A 21508-nucleotide genomic window follows, 5' to 3' on the forward strand; every position below is an offset into this window, starting at 1 on the left:
GCTGACGCACCGCCAGGTGCGGGGGTGCCGGGTGCGCCGTCACCGTGCGTGGTGTGGCATCGGCGGCGACTCGGCGGGTGGGTGGGTGGTTGGGGGTATTCGCCTGCGGCGAATCCGTGGGTTTGCTCGGGTGGTTCGTGGCTGGCGTGGGGCGTCGCTGCGCTCCGCCTATTGGGTGGCATTATGCCGGGCCTACGGCCCGTCAGCCGGTCGTCTTTCCGGTCTTGTTTGGCCGGTGTTTTCACGGGCCTACGGGACGATTGTCAGGCAGGGCTTTCCCGGGCTGCGGCCGGGGGCGGGCGTTGACGATGTGACGCGGAATTCGGGTAGCAGCCCATCCCTCCGGACGGGCGGGGTGCCGGCCGGGGCCTGCGGCCCTCGGCGTTGACGATGTGTCGCGGACTTCTGGTATCAGTCACAACCCCACCCCCGGGAGCCCTCCCTCGGCCCCGGCCGGTGGGGCGCTCGGGGGCGGTTTCGCCTTGCGGCTGCTGGGCTGGCGGCCCATCCTCCGCCTCCGGGACGGGGCCTGCGGCCCTCGAGAGACACCCCCGGGCCACCGGTCCGGCCCGGGATCTCCCGGCCCCGGGTGGCGGGCCCTCACAAGCACCCCGGACGGCGGCCCCTGACCGGCCCTCAACCGCAGACTCCCAACCGGAATCCGAACCGAATCCAGCAGCGTTTCCACGGCTTCCGCACAGCGCTATCCTACAGGTTCCCTGACGGGTGCCGGAGGAGAACAAGCAACCTCGCGGAAACCGTCCATCACGGCTCTATCCGGCCGCGCTCCAGGCGAGAATGCGAATTTCTTTCCACTTTCTTTCAGGCGGCAATCAGAAAGCCTTGCGGGGCGCAGCGGACAGAAATCGAATCCAGGCGCACCGGAAAGGGGCCTACGGCCCTCCACGACGACACGGCGACCGCCCTTCCCGACCGTCCAGAAAATCCCGTCCAGCATCACCCGAGCAATTCCCGGAGCAGCGACACCAAACCGAACACCAGACCAGGACGGCGGCCAGGGCGAGGCGCAGCGGGGCGCGGCACCGGGCGGCCAGGGCGGGCACGGGCACAGCGGCCGGACGGCCAAAACGAGCGCAGCGGGGGCGGCCTGACGGCCGGCCAGGACGCCGCCGACCGGGGCGATGTCCTGGCCGGGCGGTGCGTCAGGGGTGCGGCAGGGTGTTCGTGAGGATGTGGACGGTGGTGGTGAGCAGCGGGTGCAGCAGGGTGTCGGCGATGGCTCGGGCGGCGGCCGTGCACAGCAGGTTCAGAACGGCCGTGACGACCGGTCGGCGGGCTGCGGCGTGCAGGGCCTCCAGGGCTCGGCGGACAGGGGTGGCGAGGCGGTGGGCGTTCACGTGGGTGCTCCTGAGGTCGGGGCGGCGGTGTGCCGGCCGTGCATGGAGCAGTCGAGTGGTTCGGGAAGGGGTCCGGCGAGGCGCTCGGGTGACGAACGGTGTGTCCGTCCTGGTCGTGGGGGGTTCGGCTAGGGTTCGACGAGCGTTCGGAGCAGCCGGAGGGGAGCGCGCGGTGGGGGGAAGCGATGGAGGAGTTCGGGCGGGAGCTCCAGGCCTTGAAGGAGGCCTCGGGGTGCTCTCTGGCGGAGATCATGAGGCTCGGCGAAATCTGGTCGGAGAAACACCCGGCCCGAGCGGTGAAGTTCAAGAAGCCGTCCCTGAGCGAGTGGTTCAACGGCAAGTCCGTACCGTCCGACCCGCAGGTGCTCCGCGCCCTGGTAGAGGTGCTGGAGCCCCTCGCCGAAAGGCGCGATCCGGGTCGCCCGCGCAAGGGCGTCGAGGAGTGGGAGAGGCTGCGTCGGTCAGCAGAGCGTGAACGGCGCCAGGGCATGGGCGTGCCCCGGGGCACGGCCGGCGACGCGCACGTCCGAGGGGCCCGGACCCGGCGGTCAGGTAGCGGGGAGGAAGGCGGGCGCGTAGCCGCGGGGCAGCCTCAGGACGCCAGCAGCGAGAACATCCCGGGCACAGAGTCGGGGAACGGCGCCGTCGCAGCGGGCGACGCCGCGAAGGCCGCCCGCCTCCTGACCGCGCTGCCCCCGTACGAGCCGTGGCTGCGCACCCTGCGGGCCAAGCCGATGGACCGCGTCCACACCAGCGTCGACGACGCGTTCACGCTCGCCTGCGAGGAGCTACGCGCCGAGGTCGTCGGCTTCATCGACCCGGCTCTGCACCAGGCGTACACGGTGGTGGAGGAGACGGCGATGGCACTGGAGCTCAAGCTGGAGGGGATGCACGGGCCCGACCCCGGGTCACCGTGGCGGGTCCTGACGAACTACGTCCCCCAGCGCCGCCAACAGCTCGACGGCCTGCATGCAGCCCGCGACCGGTTCGACACGGCCTACCGGGCCCTGCTCGACGTGCTGAACCGACACGGGATGCTCCCGCAGCCGGACCGTCCCGTTCCCAGCCCGTCCGAAGCACCAGACACCGGACCCGGCAAGGCCGGAACCGACGACGGAGCCGTGGCACGGGCCGACACGGCCCTTCTGGCACTGCGCCGGGCACTGGAGTCACAGGTCCCGCTCGACGGATTCGACAGCGACCTGGTGATCGGCCCGGGGGCGTCCGGCGACGAACTCGAATGGGAAGAGATGTGCGACCCCGCCCTGCGCCGGCGCAGGGCCTACCGTGGCGCCCTATGGGAGGTACGGGAGGCGTTCGACGGGCTCGCGCCGTACCTCCTGCTGGTTCTGGGCCCCGACCCCACACGCGAGGACCTGGCACGAGCGGACGAACGCGTGCGGCGACTGCGTACTCAGCACATGCAGCCCTGACAGGCCGCAGCACCCGGCAGCCCAGAGCAGCCAGCGAAGACGCAGCAGGCCGGGCCGACGGCACCCGACCCGGACCACATCACCCCGGCGACCGGCACCACTCGGCACCCAATCCGCCCTACCAAACCGAACACGAACCCCGACCACCGCAATTCCGACCCGAATTCAGGCCACCACCAGCAACCAATCCACCAAACCAGCCAACCAGAATACTCGGCAGAAATCACCCCCGAAAACCCACCCACAACACCCCGGCGGCCCCCAACCGGCCCACCGGACCCTCGACCCCACACACAGTCACCAAACCCCATCCACTCCCGACCCCACCAACACCCCAACAGGACAAACCAAAGGTCCAGACAACCCGGCGGTCAAAGTCATTTCACGCCCACCACAACCAACAGGTCACACCCTGCGGCCCTTCGCCGGGTAGAGCCTGGCGTGCAGTAGGACGAGAGCCGCGATCGGCGGCCGAACGACCGGGCGGTGCGGGCGGGCAACACCAGCGGGCCCAAGTCCTTGACGGTGCGGTCCTGTTCGCACTGCGGTGCGGGCACTCCAACCGGTCGGGGCTGGCCTTCCCGGTCAGCTCCAGCTTCGAGCCCGCCTTCCCGCCGATCGAGCCCCGGCACGACCAGCACGGACGCAGCACGGCGTTCGCCGCCCGAGCGGCCTCCAGCTGTTCTTCGGCCTCCCCAGGCGTTCGTTGCGTTCCTGGTAGCAGGTCCAGCTGCGGGCGCGCCACGGCGACAACGGCGCAGTGCGCCGCCCCGGCAGCAGCCTCCAGCTTCGGCCTCTCCGTGTCCCTCAGTCACAGGCGGTGCACACCCGCCCGGCCAGGCGCAAGAGCAGGGGGCTTGACGGCACATAACATTTTTTGCCTCAGATGTAAACGGTTTGGGGTTGCCGTTCGTCTGCTGGGTATGAAGCGTCAAGGGCTCACCCAACTGCTCGGCTGGACCCCGGCGGTGCCGTTCGTGGCGCTGGGTGCTCACCAGTCGTCATGGATCGTGCTGGCCCTGGTCGGGGCCCTGGGGGTGGCAGTGCGGCAGCTGGCCGAGTGGCAGCGACGACGCACCCTGGTCGCGTTGGTCGAACGGTCGCCGCTGGGCACCGTTGTGGAACAGGAGAGTGGAATGGGCGGGCCCGGCATGCGGGTCCAGGTCGGCGCCCGGCCGGCCGGGGGAACGGACATGGACGAGCGGACCCAGGGGGCCAAGTGACGACAGAGCACACCCGGCGCATCCCGGCGGACGTCGCCGACGCCGTCACCGCGCTGTACAGCGCCGCGTACCGCGACGTGCTGCGCAGCACCACCGTGCTGGCCGGTGCGGCGGACGCCCCCGACCTCGTTCAGTACGCCTTCCAGAAGGCCGCGCTGAAATGGGACGAGGTCGGCTCCCGCTCGCTGGACGGCCAGAAGGCGTGGCTCAGGACGGTGGCCCGCAATCGGTTCATCGACGATCTTCGCCGCGATGTCCACTTCGACGAATTGCACTTCCAGGTGTGCGAGCACTACACCAGCGCCCCGCACAACCCGGCGGACGTCACCGTGGCCCGCGCCGCTCTCGAACGCTGCTGGGCGGTGATCTCCGCCATGCCCCGGTCCCAGCGCGCGGTCGCCGTCCTGGCCTGGCGCGAGGGCCTCGCCCCGGCCGAGGTCGCCCGCAGTCTCGGCATCTCGCCCGCCACCGTGCGGGTGCATCTCCACAAAGCCCGCCTGCGTCTGGGCGCCGAAGTCGGCGAGCACCTGCCCTTCGCCCAGCCCGCCGCACAGGGCACCGCACAGAAAAGGAGGGCATCATGACGATCATCTGGCACTCCGCCGCCAACACCGACCCGCTGCCCGACCTGCTCCGGCGCATCGAGCAGGCCGTGCCGCCGCCGAGCGAGAGCGACGTCCAACGGGAACTCGACCGGCTGACCACCTGGATGTACGAACCTGCCTGGCCCGCCCGGCCGGCCCTCACGCGCCCGGTGACGCACCCGCCAGCGGACGACATCCGGTTCCTGACCATCGCGGACGCCGCCGCGCTGCTGCGGCTGACCAAGCTGACCGTCTACCGCCTGGTCCACTCCGGCGACCTGCCGGCCATCCGGACCGGCAAGGCCTGGTACGTGCCCAGGGACGCCGCCCTCGACTACCTCCACACCCTCGACGTCGCCCAGCCCCGGGACTGACCACTCCCCCGGCCTACGGCGGACCGCAGACACCCGCAGGGCCGTCAGTACGGAGGCGGGCCCGGAGAGTTCCCGGGGCCCGCCTCCGTACTGACTGGTGGCGACCGCGCGGGCGGGTGGAGGAGCCGGCCGCCCGTACCGGCAGCCAGCGCCTGGCCGAGTACGCGGCCGCGGTGCTGGCCTGCGGCCGGGACCTGGACCCCGAGGACGAACGCGGCGATCGTCTCGGTAACCGCCATCGCGTGCTAGGCACCAGTACGGGCGGCGCCCCGGGCCGTGGAGCCCATGTCGGCACGGGGCAGGCCAGGCCAGTTCCAGTGGCGCGGTCGCGGATCCGCTGCTCGGTTGAGTCGGGCCGGTGCCAGCAGGTTCATCCGTTCAGGCAGACGTGGCCGGAGTCTACGACAGAGCCGTCCTCGAACTCGGTCTCTTCGTGCCATCCACACTTTTGACACTGCGCCTTGGCAGTCCAGCGCACCGATGTCACACCAGTCCGGCCTCCTTCGCCCTCCGGTTCCCCGCGTCTGCTCCAGGGAGCAGTCCCACGACGAATGGGGTGCAGCCGGAGCGACTGATCGTCACTGACGGTGGAGAGGAAGGTCCCGTTGGATAAAAATGCCAGCCCCGTGACGTTCCCGCGGTGTCCGCTCTCAACGAAGCCAAACGACTCTCCGGTGGTCGGGTTCCACACTCCCACAACCCCACCTGCGGCTGTGGCCAGAAGTGCGGCGTCGGGGGAGAACGCCAGCGCGCTGATTGAGCGCTCGTGGCCGAGAAGGGCCGGGCGCGCCTCCTCGCCTGTGGCCGCCAGCCACAGACAGATCCTGCCGTCGTCGCCGCCCGATGCCAGCATCTGCCCGTCTGGGGAGAACGTCACCGGTCCAACGGCTCCGGCATGGCCCACCAGTGCTGATCGGACCTCCTCCCCGGTGATCGGACTCCAGATCCGTACTACATCAACGTCGGGGACGCCCAGATATCGCCCGTCCGGAGAGAACGTCAAGGCAGGGAGTGAGCCACAACGATCGATGAACGCAGGTCTCATCTCTTTGCCTCGTCGGAGGTCCCAAATTCTGACCACATGCGCGTCGGTGCTGGCTACCAGGTCGTCCACCGGGGAGATGGCCACAGCCTGAACGTCACCCGTGTGGCCAGACAGGGTCAGCCCGACCTGCTGGCCGCTGGCCCAGTCCACGACCCGCACCTCGTCTGCGGCCCCGATTGCTAGTAGCTTCCCGTCGCTGGAGAAGGCGAGCGAGGTGACCATCGCACTGCTGGGAACAATCCTCATCTGCTGACCAGCTTCCGAGTCCCAGACCTGTGCTTCAGCACCTGAACTCACAGCCAGCAGTCGCCCGTCGGAAGAGAATGCGGTCACGTGGCCAACCTCGGTCTCCCCCGTGAACCTCTCGCTGAGTGCGAAGACCCGGCGCCCGGTCGACCTTCCTGCAAGCGCGACAGGCCATCTCGGTTCAGCCTGGGTCTCCTTCAGAGGTGCGGCGGCCACTGCGGTGGCTCGGCTCGAGCTCCGATTCCGTTGACGGAATCTCTGTACCTCTCTCCAGCGATCGCCCCAGGCCAGCAGGTCAGGGGAGGTGCGATCGATGCGGGTCGGCCGACCGTTCGCATCCCATGAAAGCAGAGCCCGGATCAGCGCTGTGTAGAACTCCCAGCCGGGAAGCCGCTTGCCGTTGAACGCTTCGCTGAGTGCGGAGGGTGACAGCGGCCGTCGACCGTGCGTGTTTCGAGCGCTGATCTCAGCGAGCGTCGGATTTCCGCGGCTGATCCTAAGGTTCCGCAGGTCGGCAGCAAGGGCCTGCAGCAGCAGCTCGTAAGACGGAGTCTCAATCGGCGCAGCTGCACCCACGTGAAGCGGCTCTCTCATACCCCCACCCAAAGTCGTCAAAACTCAGGGTAGAGGCCCTGCAGCCGAAGAACACCGAAAACCAACGAAGTTCACCGACTGCCCCACACGGTCGCCGAACTTCGCTCCAGAACGGCACAGTCCACCAGTATTCGCCGAGCAGCGGATTTCTTCGTGACACGCGACAACTTCCTCTCTCACACGCTGAGCTGATGGGCATGACCGAAACCCAACTGCCGTCGCCGGCTACCAACATCACCTCGATCGATTCCAAGCCCCCAGTGCAACCAGAGCACACCCTCGAAGAGCGCCCCATCCCGGTGCAGCGCAGGCTTCTCGATCTGGTCGCTCTGGTCTGTCTTCTGACCATCGCGACCACGATCTACGTCATCGCTGGGACCAATGCCGGCACGGTCACCAGCGTTGGCCTGGGTCTGTTCGCCACCTGGAGGTCCAACCGACCAACCTGAGATGAACCAGCAGCAAGCTCACGCGTGCCGAGTGCTCCGGTACTGGATGAGATCGGCAACGCATGCGGAGTGCAGGCCGGGTTCAACTTCTGGGCGGTCGACGCCGAGACACCAAGGCCAGCTTCTCCCGCGCGTCCCAGCCGGTCTCGGGGCCGTCGTCCTGATTACAGTCCGGCGCAGCGCGGCGTTGGCCGCGCAGACCGCCGCCTCGGCTAGTCCCAGCGGCCCGGGCCGGGGCCCCTGTCGGCACGGACCATCCCGAGCACCGCAGCGGCCGCGTCCAGCCCGGCCGCACCCTCCCAGCCGCCACGTCTTGTGCCGGACGGCCGTGTTGGCATCAGAGGCCACCAGACCATGCAAACGCTCGGTTCATCGGATTAGACCTGCGGCCGGTCAGGTCCGTGACAAGGTAGGGCTGGGTGGCCGGGGTGCGGCCGGGGGTGGAAGGGTGCCTGGGTGGCTCGCGGTATGGACGACGACGCGTCACATCGTCTGGGCAATGCCGAGAAGACACTGCAGGGCGCGGAACGAGCGCGGATCGCAGAGGAGCGGCGCAAGGAGCGGGAACGGCTGGCTGGCGCTCGGCGGGACCTCAGGCGTGCGGAACGGGTACTCGCGCGGCGCCGGCGGTTGTCGCGTGTGCGGACCTGGGCGGGGGCGGGAGCGGGGGCCGTTCTTCTGGCCGGGCTCGCCTGGAACCTACTGGACCTGGACGCCGTACTTCGCCGCATCCCCGTGGACATCATCCTTGTGATCGCGGCAGCGGTGCCGATGACCGCCGCGGTGATAGCCGCGACCCGCCTTCGGCCACTGGAATCGACGTCGGCGTTGGAAGACACGCTGGACGAGACCCGGGAAAAGCTGCGGCAGGTCAGCGCCTTCGCCTACCCGTCGCTGGAGTGGCGGCGGAACCTGTACCGCGAGGAGGTAGCCGACATCGCCGGGCAGTACCGGGCAGACAGCCGCCGGTACCGCCGCGTCCACAACACCCTGCAGTCCGTCGTCATGGCCGGCTCCACCGTCACCACCACCGTGGGCGCCCTCGACTCCGGGTACCCCGCCCGCTGGCACAGCTTCCTGGTCACCGGCATCAGCTTCACCATCACCCTGGCCGCGATGTTCGCCGGCTACTACAAGTACCGCGAGCGCAGCTACTTCCTGCAGCAGACCGCCGACGCCGTCGAAGAAGAGGCCTACGCCCTCACACTCGGCGTCGGCGCCTACGGGGCGTTCAAGCCCAACCAGGAAGGCGAGGCCCTGGCGCTGGCCTTGTTCACCCAACGTGTCGAGGACCTGCGCAACGAACAACGCCGCCGCCAGCAGCAGCTCGACCAGCCAGCCGAGCAGACCAGCCCCACAGGGGCCCCTCAAGCCTGAGAGGCCCCTGAAACCACGAACCGTCGAAGGACACTGTCGGCATGACGGACGAACAGCTGGCCCGGGACCTCGCGCAGCGGTTCCGAAGCGCCCTGGAGACGGAAGCAACCCAGCTCGCCGCGCGCAACGGGGCGCTCATCGGCCTACGGGAGTTCCCGATCGGCGCATGCCTGGACGCCTCGCTCCTGCTCGCCGAGTATCTACGGGAGCACGACCAGGGCAGCTGGCGGTGCCTAGCCGGGGAGCGGCTCTTCCGGCCAGCCCAGCCGGAAAGCCACGCCTGGGTGGAGCGCGACGGCCTGGTCGTGGACATCACTGCTGACCAGTTCGCCGATTCACCGGGCCCGGCTGTGTGGGTCACCCGCAACAATGCCTGGCACGCGCAATTCGCCCCGGCCGAGGACCAGGGCCAGCTGTGGCGCCCCCAGGACGAGGAGCTCCTGGACGCCTACGCCGTGCTGCGCGACACGGCCAACCGGCCAGCGGCGTAACCGGACACCCCCACCGCCGGGCGGGACCGAGGTCGGGTCGGAAGCCGTCATCGCCGGCCGCGCACGACGGGCCGCTGCGGCCCGGTGCCGCTGGGCGCAACGGCCGCGGTACCGAAACGCTCCAGCCAGCTCATGGCCTGGCGCAGCATGGCGGGGTCGAGGTACTGGGTGAGGTCGCGGACGTCCTGATGGTCGGTGCCGGTCAGGTGCAGAGGCCAGCGCGGTCGAGGGCGGTGAAGAGGGGCTGGGCTGCGGATCCGCTGTACGATCTGCGGACGGGCAAGTCGCGTACGCCCTCCGCCGTCACCGGTGCCCACGCCTCCAGGTGATCGTCCGGCCAAGGTCCTTCGGGGCCCGCGTTCGATCGTCGTGTCTTCGTCCGGCGGAAGCGTGGGAGACCGCTAGGAACGGGCCTCAGATGCCAAAGAACAGGTCGACCGCAGCGCAGCGCGCCCGCCAGCGGCAGGCGGCCACCGGCGAGAAGTACACGACCGCCCTACGCGCCCAGCGTCCTTGCACCACTCACCATCAGATCTTCTCGGCCCGTGGGGCCGGATGGACGCCCATCACCCAACGCGCCGAGCAGCGATTCGACCATGCCTGGCCTGGTCACCCCAGGCCACACTGGGAGGAAAAGTTCGGCGAGTTGTGCTGGAAAAGTTTCCCCTGGCAGGACGCGCCAGCCGAGGCCCACCGGATTCTCCGCGAGGCGCAGCGGGAGGCGGATGCGACCTGCCAGAGCTGTCCGGCCCCTGGCCGCAAGCGGGTTGTATGGATCTGGGATGACTACTGCGGCACGTGGATCATGCCCTGGGTGAAGACCTGCTGTGACAACTGCTACTGGGTCCCCTCGCACCTTCTCCACGACGGGGAGTACCGGTTCTTGTTCGAGACGTACGAGGAGTCCTCTGCCTAAGGGCTGTCCCGTAATTGATCTCTTGCAGTGGCTGGACAGGCCGAGCCCATCGGCGGCAGACCCGGACTATGCGGCCTGGAGGAGGTTGTGGAGGCGGGCGATGCCGAGCATGGCGTGGTGGACGCCGTCACCCTTGAGACGGCAGTCGCGCAGGATCTTCCAGGTCTTCATCCTGGCGAAGACATGCTCGACGCGGGCGCGGACCCGCTTGTGGTCGCGGTTGTGCTCGGCCTGCCATTCGGTGAGCTCGCCGCCCTTGGGTCGGCGGTGCGGGATCACGAGACCGGTGCCGGGGTAGCCGCCGTCGGCGATGGTGATGGTCCGGCCGACGGCGGCCTTGGCGCCGGACTCTGCCCAGGCCTTGCAGTCGTTGCGGTTGCCCGGGACGGGGGTGCCCACCGCGACGACCAGACGGGTGTCGGCGTCGACGACGACCTGATGGTTGGTGGAGTACCTGTAGTTCTTCGACTTCTCCGCGATGGTGTGGTCGCGGGTGGGGACGAGGGTGCCGTCGACGATCAGCACGGTGTCCTTCCGGAACCGGCGCCGGGGCTTGAGCGCAAGGAGGGGGCCGATGTGGTTGATGATGCGGTCGGCCGCCGACTTGGACACGCCGAACAGCGGTGCGAGCTGCCGTAGCGTCAGGTTGGTTCACCAGTAGGCCGCGACAAGCAGGACCCGGTCTTCCAGCGGAAGACTCCAGGGCCGGCCCGGCCGCACGACGTCAGCGCCCTCTCCGCGGAGCACTGTCATCAGCTTGCGGAAGTCGCGCGGGCTCAGCCCGGTGAACGGGGTTATCCAGGACGATTCCGACGCCGTGATCACACCAGCCATGGCGAGATCATCCCAGCCGTGGTCACTGCTCCGGCAGCCAGCTCGCGGCCCTCAGGACGCTGGCGCCGGCAGAGGCCTACTTCCCAGGGCGTCGGCGAGAGCATCGCTCTGGGGTCGAGTGAGGTTGAGTGCCCACAACACGGCCGCTTCATCCGAGTCCGGCTCAGTGTGCCGGTGACCGCCACCGCTCAGAGGGGAGTCGGCACCACCACGGCGACTGGCTGCAGGCCGCCTGTTCCGAAGGAGATGTTCAGCCGTGTCCTGGGCAGAGTCGTCGGGTGCTCCGATGGCCGCGAGAGCGGCGTTCACCCGTGCTGGCGCTTCCGGCGGCAGCTCGTCGTCGGCGAGCAGCGGCAGCAGGAGCAGGAGTCGGGCCGCGGTGTCGTGCACGCCGGGTGCGGTCAGGTCCGGCGTCTCGGTGATGTGCACGATGTCGCGCCAGGACAGGCCCGGGCCGTACCAGTCGCCGTCAAAGCTGGATAGGTCCTCTGACCGAGGCCAGTCCGGTTGGGTCAGCAGGTAGTCGATCCCGTAGTCACCGATGAGGTTCCGGTAGACGACGACGGCGCTGTGACCGCCTTGGAACGGGATGTGGAACGCCGGCCAGGCTTGGTCGTCCAGGAGGACTTCGGACAGGGCGTCCGTGTCGGCGCCGTCGTCACCGAACCACTCGGGTGCTGGCCGGGTCTCACCCGAGGTGAACCGGCACATGACCAGCAGGTGATTGGACCAGAACCCGGCGCGCTCAAGCAGCCACTCACCCGCGACCAGCCGCCCGTAGTCGTATCCCTTGATCAGCACGGACCAGAGTGTCTCAGTCCCCACCGACACGTCTCCGCTGCCGGTCCGTCGGGACTAGCGGGACAGCCCTTAGCCTGCGGCGGACTGACCCACGTCGACGACCGGCCGGTTGCCGCAGAGGGCACCGTTTCGTAGGCGCCGGCGCGCCGAGCGGCCGTGTTCTGGTGGCTGTCGCCCGGCGGACGGGCGGCGGCCGTCGCCGTTGCTGGCACTGGCGGCTCGGTTCGAAGCCGGTCCGCTGCCCGCTCGGGGGTCCCGGTGCGGACCGGCCTCCCCAGTGTGTGCGCGCCAGCTCCGCGGGGCCCGCGGGGTGGCCCGCAGGAGTCAGGGGGTGTCCCCCTGCCAGTCCCATCGGCTCGGGTCCGCGGGCCGCGGTTCGTAGTGAGCCCGGCCGCCCCCGCCGGGGCAGACCGCGTCACCGCCCGCACCCAGCTTCACCCTCACTGACAACCAACCCACCGACCAGCAGCCAGCCGCGTGACCGGGCGCCCCGGTGGAAAGCCACGCCGAGCCACTGAAAACCAAACGCCGATCATCAACTCCCCAATCGCCACACATAGTTATCAAACCCCGGCCGACGCCGAGCCAGCCAACATCCCCAACAGGTCCAACCAAAGGTCCAGATAACACAGCGATAGAGGCCATTTCACGTCTGATCGCGCCAGCAGGTCACACCCTGCGGTCCTTCGCCGGGTAGAGCTTCGCGTAGAGCACGCGGTCCTCCCGCCACGGATCGTCCGGTGCGCAGGCTGCGGCAGTCACCTGCTCGCACTTGGCCAGGGCAGGCAGCACCGGGCCCAAGTCCTTGGCGGTGCGGGCCTGTTCGCAGCCGTGGCGTTCAGAGCATCCCGGACTCGACTGTCCGGGCCAGGATGTGTTCTGCCTCAGCCGCCGTCAGACGAAGGCTTGAAGAACCCCTCTGCCCGAAACAGCGGACCCGGCATTCATATCCGCTGTCGACGACCTCGGTGACCGACACGCACATGTGCATCGGCACATCGCACCCCTGAAGACCTCGTTCGAGGTGAAGGTGGCGGCGCAGCGCGGCGAGTCTGTGGTGCGGTGGCAGGGTGCGGTGGGCGCGGCAGTCTTTGCAGTTCAGGAGGTGCTGCACGCTGCCTTTGCGGGCGAGGAACTCCTTGCCCTGGCCTTCCATGGTGTTGCAGCTGCCGCACAGGGGCCCGCGGATCAGGCCGTGTTCATGGCAGTGGTCCCAGGCGGCTGCGGGCCGGGCCGGTTCGCATATCGCGCACAGGAAGTCCTCGGCCCGCGGTCCGCGTTCTCGGACGCCCGCGTAGGTGGCTCCTGCCAGTTCCTGCTGGTAGCGGCGCAGTCCTGCGGCGGCGCAGGCGGGGCAGATCACCTTCCAGCCGCTGGTGGTGGATGTGTGCCAGGTCGAGTCCGTGCTGTGCGCGCCGCAGGTGCCGCAGACGTGGCTGCTGGCAGCCAGCGCGGTCTCGGTCTCCTCCCACTGGTCGAGGATGAGAGCGAGGGTGCGCGGGACCAGCCATGTGTCGTGCGACCAGACCAGCGTGGGGACTGGAAGCACGCAGGCGATGGAGTGGTTGGAGCAGCGCTGGAGCAGGCCCTCGGGGGTCAGGCCGCAGGGAAGTGCCCACCCGTCGGAGCGGCGCTGGCAGGACGTTCCGCACGAGCAGCCGTTCTTCATCCGCATAACGAAGCCCGCGTGGTCGGCCCAGCGACGGATCTGTTCTCTCCAGCCTGTGCGAGCTGGTGTCGCCGGCTTGGGCTTGCCGGGACTGTGCGGTCGTGGGTCGACGAGGTCGCTGGGGTCCCACGGCAGCGCGACTATGGTGCGCCCGGCCGTGCGCACCTCGGATTCGTCGAACTGCCACCGGTTTGCGAGCTTGTGGGCACGCACCGGCACATGCCCGAAGAGGACGAAATCGTGCTCGGCGAAACGCTTGCGCTGGAACTGCTCCGGCACCGTCGGGACCGGGCAGCCGCGCATCTCCTCGGCCAAGCACTGCACAGCCAGCTTTTGACTGATCATCCGACCAGCCTGCCACCCGGCTCTGACAACGGGCCCGGGTGATCGGCTGATCCGGTCTGGTGGCGCAGCTGCGAGGCTCTGCCGACTGAACCGGGTCACAACCGCGGGTCCTGGCGCCCTTCCGCAACAGGCTGCGGGTCGCTTCCGTCCTTTGTCAGTGGGGCTGTGACGGGGAGGTCGTCTGCCAGGGGCCGAGGGCGTCGAGCAACGCGGTCTGCTGGGCAGTGTGCCCTCCGGTGGAGGCGAGGCGGTTCTGCTTGCGTAGCCAGGATCCGGGGCGGAAGTGGGGGTCGCTCGTGTGGCCGGTGCGGTTGACCGGGCCGGTGAGGCTGCCGCCTTCGGCGAGGTAGGCGGTCAGGCGGCGGTAGGAGCGGTTCCAGTCGGGCTCCAGTTGCCAGAGCGGGTCGAGGGCGTCGAGGTTGTGGTGCTGGTGGTCGGTCAGGCCCGCGGCCTTGCGCTGGCGGCGCATCCAGGCGCCGACGGCGTAGCCGTCCAACGTTGCTTTGACGGGGATGGCGAGGTGGCCGGTGCGGGCCGCCCAGGCGCGGGCGTAGGCGTGGCCGCGTTCCCAGGCGCCTGCGTTCTTCGACCAGATCATGCCGAGTGCGTCGAGTTCGGTGATACGGGCAGGGGCGAGCTCTCCGCAGCCCTTGAGGTGGCGCTGGCGGGCGATCCAGGTCATCAGGGGGCTGTCGTGGTCGGGGTCGGTGGGGTCCAGGTGGTGGTGTTCGGCGTGGAAGGCGGCCGCATCGGCGTACATGCGCTCCCACTCGCGCCAGCGCGTGCCCTCTTCCTGGAGCCGGCGGCGCCGCTGGACTGCGCCGGCCAGGTGCGGTGGCACGTCGGGAATGTCGACGAAGGCTGTCCAGTCGGGGCCGTCCGGCAGCGCTGCGGGGAGGGCGTAGCTGGTTGGGCGCTTGGTGGGGTGGGGGTGCTGGGGCGGGCGCAGTCGGCAGTGTTCGGCGCTCTGCAGCAGGGGTGCCAGGGAGTGCTCGGGCGGGGCGAGGAGGCGGGTGCCGGCGGTGGTGAGGCTCAGGTAGTGGGTGGCGGTGTCCAGGAAGAGGCCTGCCCAGGGCGGGAGTTCGTAGGTGGCGCAGCGGGCGGGGGTTCGGCCGTGGGGTGGAGCGTGGAGGGTGAGGGTGGCGCGGGTGGGGTGGTAGTCGGCAGGGGTGGCGGTGGCGAGGTGATGGAAGGGCGCGCCGGTGACGAGGGCGGTGGCGAGCGCTGCGGCGTGTTGGGGGTGGGCGAGACGGTGAATGCGCTGGACGGCCTCGTTGAGGAGGCCGTCGGGCAGGGTGCGGCCCGTGGTGCTGGGCGGTGCGGGGGTGCAGGCAGTGCAGGGGGGGTTCGGGGATGTCCGACAGGGCGAGGCGGGTCAGGGTCGGGACGGTCAGCCAGTCGAGGCTGGCGGCACGCGGGATAGGCGGCAACGACGTGCTCGGCTGGGGGCAGGGCAGGGCGTGCGGGGGCAGGCCTGTGGTGGTCGTGTGCGCTGTCTGGTGCAGGGCCGCGGTGAGGGCGGGTGGCGTGGTGCGGTGGCAGACGAGGGTCAGGTGGATGCCGGTGCGCTGCTGCAGGTCCAGCAGGAGCCGCCAGGTGGGCGGGGCGAGGAGGTGGGCGCGTAGGACGGTCACGTGCCGGGCAGAGGTGGCGAGGATCCAGGCGGCCGTGGCCGCCCACAGCAGGCCGTGGGCTCTGCTCCAGGGGCCGGGCGGGGTGTAGGGCTTGTCGAGGGCGGCCAGGACGTCGAGAGCGAGGTCGTCGGCGCGGGTGGTGCCCGGAGTCGGGTGCACGGTGATACGGCCGGCAGCGGGGTCGTGGGCGGCCAGCGCCGCCCTGGTGCAGGCCGCGTCGTCGCCCGGGTCGAGAACCAGAGTGACACCGGGCACCGGGCGCGGGTTCACGTGCTGATGCCGATGCGGTCGTAGACCTGGCGCAGCAGGTGCTCGTCGATACGGGTGCCGCCCTGGGCGGCCAGGCCGTCGGTGGCGAGTTTGGTGATCCGGGCCCACTCGCGGAAGTTGCCGTGCGCGGCCTGCTTGTCGACCAGGGCGATCAGATCGGCGTCCACGCCCTCCCACAGCGGATGGAAGGCGGGGATGGTGGCCAGAACCTCGGACAGGGTGAGCGGGCGGGCCTGCTGCCAGATGTAGACGCGGGAGGCGAGCATCGGCTCGCGGCGCAGCACCTTCGCGCAGCCGTCACCGCCGGCGAAGACGACGGCGATGTCGGTTGCGGGGTCGTCCCACAGGTAGCGCCAGTACTCGAAACACTCCCGCGACATCCACTGGGCCTCGTCGCAGACCAGCACGTGGAAGCCGCGGGCCAGGGCGTCTTTGAGGACGGCGTCGAACTCGATCGGGCGTGCGGGCGGCTCGCCGGGCAGGCCGAGCGCGCGGAAGAGCTCGTGGCGGATGTCGCGCGGGGTGGGGCGGGCCCGGAACGCGATCCGGTAGGAGTTGTGCGGTGCGAGCAGGCGCAGCGAGGCGTTCACCGACAGGGACTTGCCATTGCCCGCCGCGCCGGAGATGCACATCATCGCGCGGGCCTCCAAGGTGGCGGCGATGTTCTCCCGGGCGGTGCGCAGCGCCTCGGTGGCGACGGTGCAGGCGCCTTCCAGGTGCAGGTAGTGATCGGCGCGCTCCGGCGGCAGCATGCCGGGACGGACGGCGGGTGCGGTGGTCACGATGCGGGCTCCTACGAGGCTCAAGAGATCGGAACGGGCGGACAGATGGGGCCAGCGGATCCGAGTGGGGGCGCCTGGCCGGCGGCCCGGGCCGAGGCGAGGGGCGGGGCTTGAAACGGGTCGTTGACGCCCGGGTGCGACGGCGGTGTGGTGCGAGCAGCGGCCCCGCGGCGGGGTTCAGACCGACGGTGCCGGACCCGCTGGGCCGCCGTCTGCTCGCTCAGGCCCGGCAGGTGTCGTGGTTCGGGGCAGGACCCAGCCGTCCGGGACCGGGGCGTGCGGGAGCAGCCCGGGCAGGGCCAGCGTCTGGAGGTCCCGGCCGTCGGCCGCCTCCAACTCGGCCGCGGCCTCCGCAGCGGTCAGGGTGCCGAGCGGCCGCGGCGGGGCCGGGGTGGTCGCGGCCGCGAACCGTCGACGGCGCAGCTTCTCCGCGGCCTTCAGGTCCGCGCGCAGCCGGCGGGCGGCGGCGGCGCGCGCCGAGCGCAGAGCACGGACCTGCTCCGGGCTCGCCTGCTCGGCGAGATGAGCGGAGCCAAGGTGGCGGCCGGTGGACGCGTCGAATACCTCGATCTCGCCGACGTGGTGCGGCAGGTGGCGCAGGCGGACCTTCGTGCCGGTGTAGCCGACCATCCACGGGGCGATGTAGGCATGGCGGCGCCAGGAGATGCCGTTCGTGGTGATCGTGCGGGTGCGGCCGTCGTCCTCCAGGGCGAAGAACGCGAGGTGCTCGGGCGGGACGTCGCGCAGGGGCGTCGGGTCGGCGTTCCAGGCTTCGAGGGGGGTCAGGCCGCCCAGGGCGGACGGGTGGTGCTCGGTGTTCCACCAGCGCACCCAGTCCAGGAGCAGCGCAACGAACGCGGCGAACGTCAGCGGCGGCGCGTCCGGATCGGCGCTCCGGCCTCCGGTGAGCCTTTGGCGGTTAGTGTAGCGCGGCAGGGAGACGAGGAACATCTCCTCAACCGCGTCGTTCAGCGCCTCGACCGTGCCTTTCAAGTACGGGGTGTAGGCAGGCAGGTCATGCACGGGGACCGCGAACGCGCCCAGCGCGGCGGTCACCGTGGCGCACAGGAATTCCTTGCCCCGGTCGACACGAACCAGAGCGGGTAGGCCCCCGGCGGGGCCGAACGGTTCGGTACGGGTGATCGAGGTGCGCAGCGCGGCCAGCACCGCGTCCCTCGACGGGGCGTGCGGCGTGACGGCCAGGCCGAGGACGTGCTTGGTGGCGCAGTCGATGAACCACGTGATCCACGGACACGCCAACTCGCCCTCGACATCGACCTGCACCGGCACATGCTTGTGGTCGCCCTCCCAGCACGCGTTCCTCCACAACACCGGCCGCTTCCCGAACACGTCATGCGCCCGGCGGGCTGCCTCCCCGCCGCGCAGACCGGCCCGCTCCCCCACCGACAGATCCCTGCGGACCGCCCGCTGCAGGGCGCGCAGCGACGGCACGACGGCGGTGGGATCGTCGGCGGCCCGGGCGGCGAGCTCGCGGTGGACCGCGGCGGTGTTCCCGCCCCAGAACGCCAGCAGGCGCCGGACTTCGGGGGTGACCGCCGTGCGCTCGCGCGGCCGGGCCGAAAGGCGCCCCTCCGTGCGAGCGGCAGCCAGCCAGTACCAGACCGCCCGTTCCGTCACCCCCATCGCGGACGCGACCAGCCTCACATGAGCGGTCGTCAGCTCGCCCCGGCTGTCCAGATCCATCAGCCGGGCCACCGATCCCTCTCGCCCTGCTGCGGTGGTCGGCCGGGACTGGCCCGGATCGAGCGGCGGCGGTGTGCCCTGCCGTTCGGGTCTCACGGCCACCTCCGGTCCGCTGAAAGAACGCCGTCGTCTGACGAAGGCGAACTGTCCCGCGGACGCAGAGCCCATCCCGACACGCCGACCAGTTCCACACGATGGGCGGAAGCACCACGGCACGACGTTTCAGCGGGAGCAGCACACCCGGAAACCGGCGTCGTTGGTAGCCGGAGCCTTGGGTTGAGAACGACGGCATCGTTCAGCAGCATGACGCTGCTCGTGCGGTTGTCCCCGGAACACCGCCTCCGGGCGCGCCTCATCAGCGCGCCATGGTCTACTCCCCCGCGGTCTGCACAAGGAGTCGAAGCTCCCCGCGGTCCGCAGGTAGCCCGGCTGAACGCAGCCAGGCATCCCGGTTGGCAATCAACCCCCAACAAGACTCTTGTTCCACCAAGGCCAGCAGGAAGGCGTTGTGCGCCCATGCCAGGGCGGCCCCCGCCGCGTGGGGCTCGGGAAAGGCGAAAGCAAGCAACGGTCCCCAGTCCCGGTCGACGCTGTACTGGCTGCACAACGGGATGAGGGCGAGCGCGGCGGGCAGGACCTGCTCGAAGCTCTCAGCGCGCTCGAGCAACCCCCGCAGCACAATGAAGCGGAACCAGCCGTCGACCTGGGGCAACGGCTCGTCGAACCAACCGTCCACCGCGACAGGGTCGGCAAGCGCGGCCAGCAGAACATCCACTGCCGACGGGTCCGCGGTGCCGAGCGCGGCGCATGTGCGGATGGCCGGGTCCTCGTCGGTGAGCAGCATCGCGGTGTCCCGTCCCCAGCAGGCCAGGGTGAGCAGCGCACCCGCACGCTCACGGCGCGGCCCCCGGCCACGGGCGATGCACTCCAAACGGTCGGCGGCAGCTGGTATCCGGTCGGCGAGGTCGTCCGCCGCCAGCAGATGGGTCACGGCGCCGAGCGCCGCCTCCCGGACCGTCTCGTCCTGGTCGTCGAGAAACGGCACGACAGCCTCGAAGATCCCCGGCCGGACTGCCCGGCACGCACGTACGGCTTCCAACGCCTCGGCTTCCTCTGCGTCCTGCGGGTCGGCGAGAGCCTCGTCGTCCCAGGCCGCGGACTCGGCGAACTCCCCGAGCCATTCCAGCAACGCCGCCCTGAGCGGGCGCCTGCGGTCGTCCCACGGGAAGAAACTCTCGTGAACGGCCAGCGTGCGCGGATGCGGGAGAACCCCGGCGATGAACAGGGCCGCCGGCGCGGTCGCGGAGTAGAGCGAGCCCTGGTGGAGAACCGACATCTCCAACCGGCCCAGCGACGCGGCCTGGACCTCAGGATCCTCCTCCAGCAGTCCGAGCAGATCGTCCGCAGTGGTCGCGGCCGGGCCGTAGGCATGGGTGAGCGCTGCCCAATCGGTGCTGTGAAGCACCACAGCCGGGTCCGGGCCTGCCGTAGCGGAGATCTCATGTGAGGACATGATCCGTATCCTGCACCCGGCCTCGGACAACCCGCGCTGCGGTCCTGTCACAGGCGACGTCGAAACTTCGCCGGCCTGCGACGCTGCCCTCATCACGGACACGACATCATCGTTCAGCGACACCAGGCACTGACCAGCTGCGACCACCACCAGGCCACTGAAAACTGGTGGCGTATCACCACTGCAACCCACATGCCACCCATCAATGTGTCGCGGACTTCGGGTATCAGCCACAACCCCACCCCTCGGGGGCCCTCCCTCGATCCCGGCCGGTGGCCGGTCAGCCGCCTGATTGCTGGGCTGACGGCCCATCCTCCGCCCTCGGGGCGGGGCCTGCGGCCCTCGGGAGGCACCGGTGAGCCTCTGGCCCGGCTCGGGCCTGCCCGGCCCCTGTGGCGGGCCCTCACGGATGCCCCGCACGGCGGTGGCTGACGGGCCCTCAACCGCAGACTCCCGACCGGAATCCGCAGCGAATCCGGGAGCGTTTCCCCAGCTTCCGCACAGCTCTATCCTACCGGGCTCCCTGACGGGCGCCGAAGGCGAACAGGCAACCTCGCGGCGACCGTCCATCACGGCTCTATCCGGCCGCGCTCCAAGCGGGAATCAGAATTCCCTCTTGCTCCCTTTCGAGCGGAAATACGAACCAATTTCGGGACGCAGGTGCGGGGAATCGAATTCAGGCGCGCCGGAAAGGGGCCTACGGCCCTCCACACCTACACGGCGACCGCCCTTCCAGACCACCCAGGAAATCCCGCCCAGCATCGACCGAACCATTTCCGGAGCAGCGACACCGAACCAGGACGGCAGAGAGGGGCGCCGGCACGGCGGCAGCCCCAGGGAACCGCGGCAGCGGCGGGGAGCTGCCGGGGCCGGCCCACCGGGCAGACCGATGCCGTGCGCTCCCGTACCACCGCGGTGTAGCGCTCAGCCGTGGATCTCCCAGGCCCGCTGCGGGAACCAGTGAGGGAGGTCGTCGAGGGCCTCCGCGGGGAAGAACACCGGCCGGGTGAGCAGACGGTCGTGCGCCCGCTGGACGTTGACGACCACGCCCAGGAGGTCCGACCGGGGCACGCCCAGGCTCATGTACGAGAGCTCGGCATCGCGTTCCTCCATCCACCGCCCCACCTCTGAGGGAGTCCGGCCCACGAGCGCGGTGCCCTCCACGGTGACCTGCGGCCCGCACAGGGCGTCGACCGCGATCCCGGACAGCCGCTCGTCCTGGTAGTACAGGTGCAGGCCGAACTCCCGGTACCGGCCCTCCTCGACCCTCCAGACCTTGTCGCCCGGCCCTCCGCCCCAGGTCCGGTGCTCGGTCCCACCGGTGAGAGCGCTCATGGCGGCCGTCACCTCATCAGCACTCATACCGAAACGCAACGGCCCCACGGCCGTGAACGACTCCAGCACCCACTGCACACGATCCTCGTCCGGCTGAACACGCCACCACTCCTCCAACATGATCAACACCCTCCCCGACACCACCGACATCCGCAGGCATCCAGGACACCGCCCAGCCTGAACCTCGGGCGCAGCGGACGGGCCGGGACAGCCTGCACCCGGCGGTCGGCCCGCCGAGCACTCCCGGACGGCGCCTGGACGTTCTCCAGGGCGGCCTGACGGCCACCCAGCACTGGCCCCACCACCCGGCCGGGACGGCGGCGCAGCAAGCGGGCACGGGCACGGCCACCGGGGACGGCGGGCCCGGCCTGGACGAAACCCGAACACCAACCCCCGCCACCACTCCCACCCAGCAATTCCAACCCGAATTCACACCACCACCCGGCGGCCAATCCACCAAAACAACCCAACCGAATTACCGGCGGAATTCACCCCCGAAAACAGCCCACAACACCAGACCCACCCCCAACC

General features: G+C 70.1%; 16 protein-coding genes and 1 pseudogene. 7 read left to right on the forward strand and 10 right to left on the reverse strand.

Translation table 11 applies throughout. The annotated features are described in order from the left end of the window. Positions 1–1163: 1163 nt before the first annotated feature. Complete coding sequence (locus VM95_RS33415; protein ID WP_045704081.1) at positions 1164–1358, reverse strand: hypothetical protein; 195 nt, start codon at positions 1356–1358, stop codon at positions 1164–1166. 185 nt (positions 1359–1543) lie between these two features. On the opposite strand from VM95_RS33415, the gene VM95_RS33420 reads away from it, so the two are divergent. The 4 genes from VM95_RS33420 (at position 1544) to VM95_RS33435 (ending at position 4972) form a co-directional block, all read left to right on the forward strand. Next, positions 1544–2791, forward strand: a complete 1248-nt coding sequence (locus VM95_RS33420; RefSeq protein ID WP_045704083.1) for a helix-turn-helix domain-containing protein — start codon at positions 1544–1546, stop codon at positions 2789–2791. A 923-nt stretch (positions 2792–3714) separates the two neighbouring features. Further along, positions 3715–4014 carry a hypothetical protein gene (locus VM95_RS42935; RefSeq protein WP_045704085.1) on the forward strand — a complete coding sequence of 100 codons (300 nt, stop codon included), beginning with the start codon at positions 3715–3717 and terminating at the stop codon, positions 4012–4014. After that, the gene (locus tag VM95_RS39375) at positions 4011–4598 is read left to right on the forward strand and encodes an RNA polymerase sigma factor (protein ID WP_052707726.1); all 588 of its coding nucleotides are present in this window, start codon (positions 4011–4013) and stop codon (positions 4596–4598) included. The genes VM95_RS42935 and VM95_RS39375 overlap by 4 nt, the downstream gene beginning before the upstream one ends. A gap of 170 nt (positions 4599–4768) precedes the next feature. Beyond that, complete coding sequence (locus tag VM95_RS33435; RefSeq protein ID WP_045704106.1) at positions 4769–4972, forward strand: helix-turn-helix domain-containing protein; 204 nt, start codon at positions 4769–4771, stop codon at positions 4970–4972. Between the two features lie 370 nt (positions 4973–5342). On the opposite strand, the gene VM95_RS40880 is transcribed toward VM95_RS33435, so the two are convergent. Beyond that, positions 5343–6857, reverse strand: a complete 1515-nt coding sequence (locus VM95_RS40880) for a WD40 repeat domain-containing protein (protein ID WP_078860939.1) — start codon at positions 6855–6857, stop codon at positions 5343–5345. Positions 6858–7048: 191 nt separating this feature from the next. Here VM95_RS40880 and VM95_RS33445 point away from each other — a divergent pair, with 191 nt between their 5' ends. From VM95_RS33445 to VM95_RS33455, 3 genes are all read left to right on the forward strand, one after another. Then, positions 7049–7306 carry a hypothetical protein gene (locus tag VM95_RS33445; protein ID WP_045704089.1) on the forward strand — a complete coding sequence of 86 codons (258 nt, stop codon included), beginning with the start codon at positions 7049–7051 and terminating at the stop codon, positions 7304–7306. Between the two features lie 468 nt (positions 7307–7774). Next, on the forward strand, positions 7775–8683 hold the full coding sequence (locus VM95_RS40885; RefSeq protein WP_244179046.1) for a DUF4231 domain-containing protein: 909 nt from the start codon (positions 7775–7777) through the stop codon (positions 8681–8683). A 41-nt stretch (positions 8684–8724) separates the two neighbouring features. Then, the gene (locus VM95_RS33455; RefSeq protein WP_052707727.1) at positions 8725–9174 is read left to right on the forward strand and encodes a hypothetical protein; all 450 of its coding nucleotides are present in this window, start codon (positions 8725–8727) and stop codon (positions 9172–9174) included. 982 nt (positions 9175–10156) lie between these two features. On the opposite strand, the pseudogene VM95_RS33465 reads toward VM95_RS33455, so the two are convergent. From VM95_RS33465 to VM95_RS33505, 8 genes and pseudogenes are all read right to left on the reverse strand, one after another. Beyond that, positions 10157–10924: pseudogene (locus VM95_RS33465) on the reverse strand (transposase). Positions 10925–10975: 51 nt separating this feature from the next. Further along, positions 10976–11725, reverse strand: coding sequence for a hypothetical protein (locus VM95_RS33470; RefSeq protein WP_208615569.1), 750 nt, complete (start codon positions 11723–11725; stop codon positions 10976–10978). An 838-nt stretch (positions 11726–12563) separates the two neighbouring features. Then, entirely contained in the window at positions 12564–13739 is a 1176-nt protein-coding gene (locus tag VM95_RS33475; RefSeq protein ID WP_045704093.1) for an endonuclease domain-containing protein, read from the reverse strand. 154 nt (positions 13740–13893) lie between these two features. Next, positions 13894–14580 carry a helicase associated domain-containing protein gene (locus tag VM95_RS33480; protein ID WP_157882268.1) on the reverse strand — a complete coding sequence of 229 codons (687 nt, stop codon included), beginning with the start codon at positions 14578–14580 and terminating at the stop codon, positions 13894–13896. A gap of 1059 nt (positions 14581–15639) precedes the next feature. Beyond that, positions 15640–16425: an ATP-binding protein gene (locus VM95_RS33490; RefSeq protein ID WP_244179047.1), complete on the reverse strand. Its 786-nt coding sequence runs from the start codon at positions 16423–16425 to the stop codon at positions 15640–15642. Between the two features lie 177 nt (positions 16426–16602). Then, positions 16603–18129: a Mu transposase C-terminal domain-containing protein gene (locus VM95_RS33495; RefSeq protein ID WP_244179048.1), complete on the reverse strand. Its 1527-nt coding sequence runs from the start codon at positions 18127–18129 to the stop codon at positions 16603–16605. A gap of 370 nt (positions 18130–18499) precedes the next feature. Then, on the reverse strand, positions 18500–19642 hold the full coding sequence (locus VM95_RS33500) for a hypothetical protein (protein WP_045704099.1): 1143 nt from the start codon (positions 19640–19642) through the stop codon (positions 18500–18502). A 924-nt stretch (positions 19643–20566) separates the two neighbouring features. Beyond that, positions 20567–20977, reverse strand: a complete 411-nt coding sequence (locus VM95_RS33505; protein ID WP_157882269.1) for a hypothetical protein — start codon at positions 20975–20977, stop codon at positions 20567–20569. Positions 20978–21508: the final 531 nt, after the last annotated feature.

This window comes from Streptomyces rubellomurinus (genome assembly GCF_000961885.1).
GTDB classification, from domain to species: domain Bacteria; phylum Actinomycetota; class Actinomycetes; order Streptomycetales; family Streptomycetaceae; genus Kitasatospora; species Kitasatospora rubellomurina.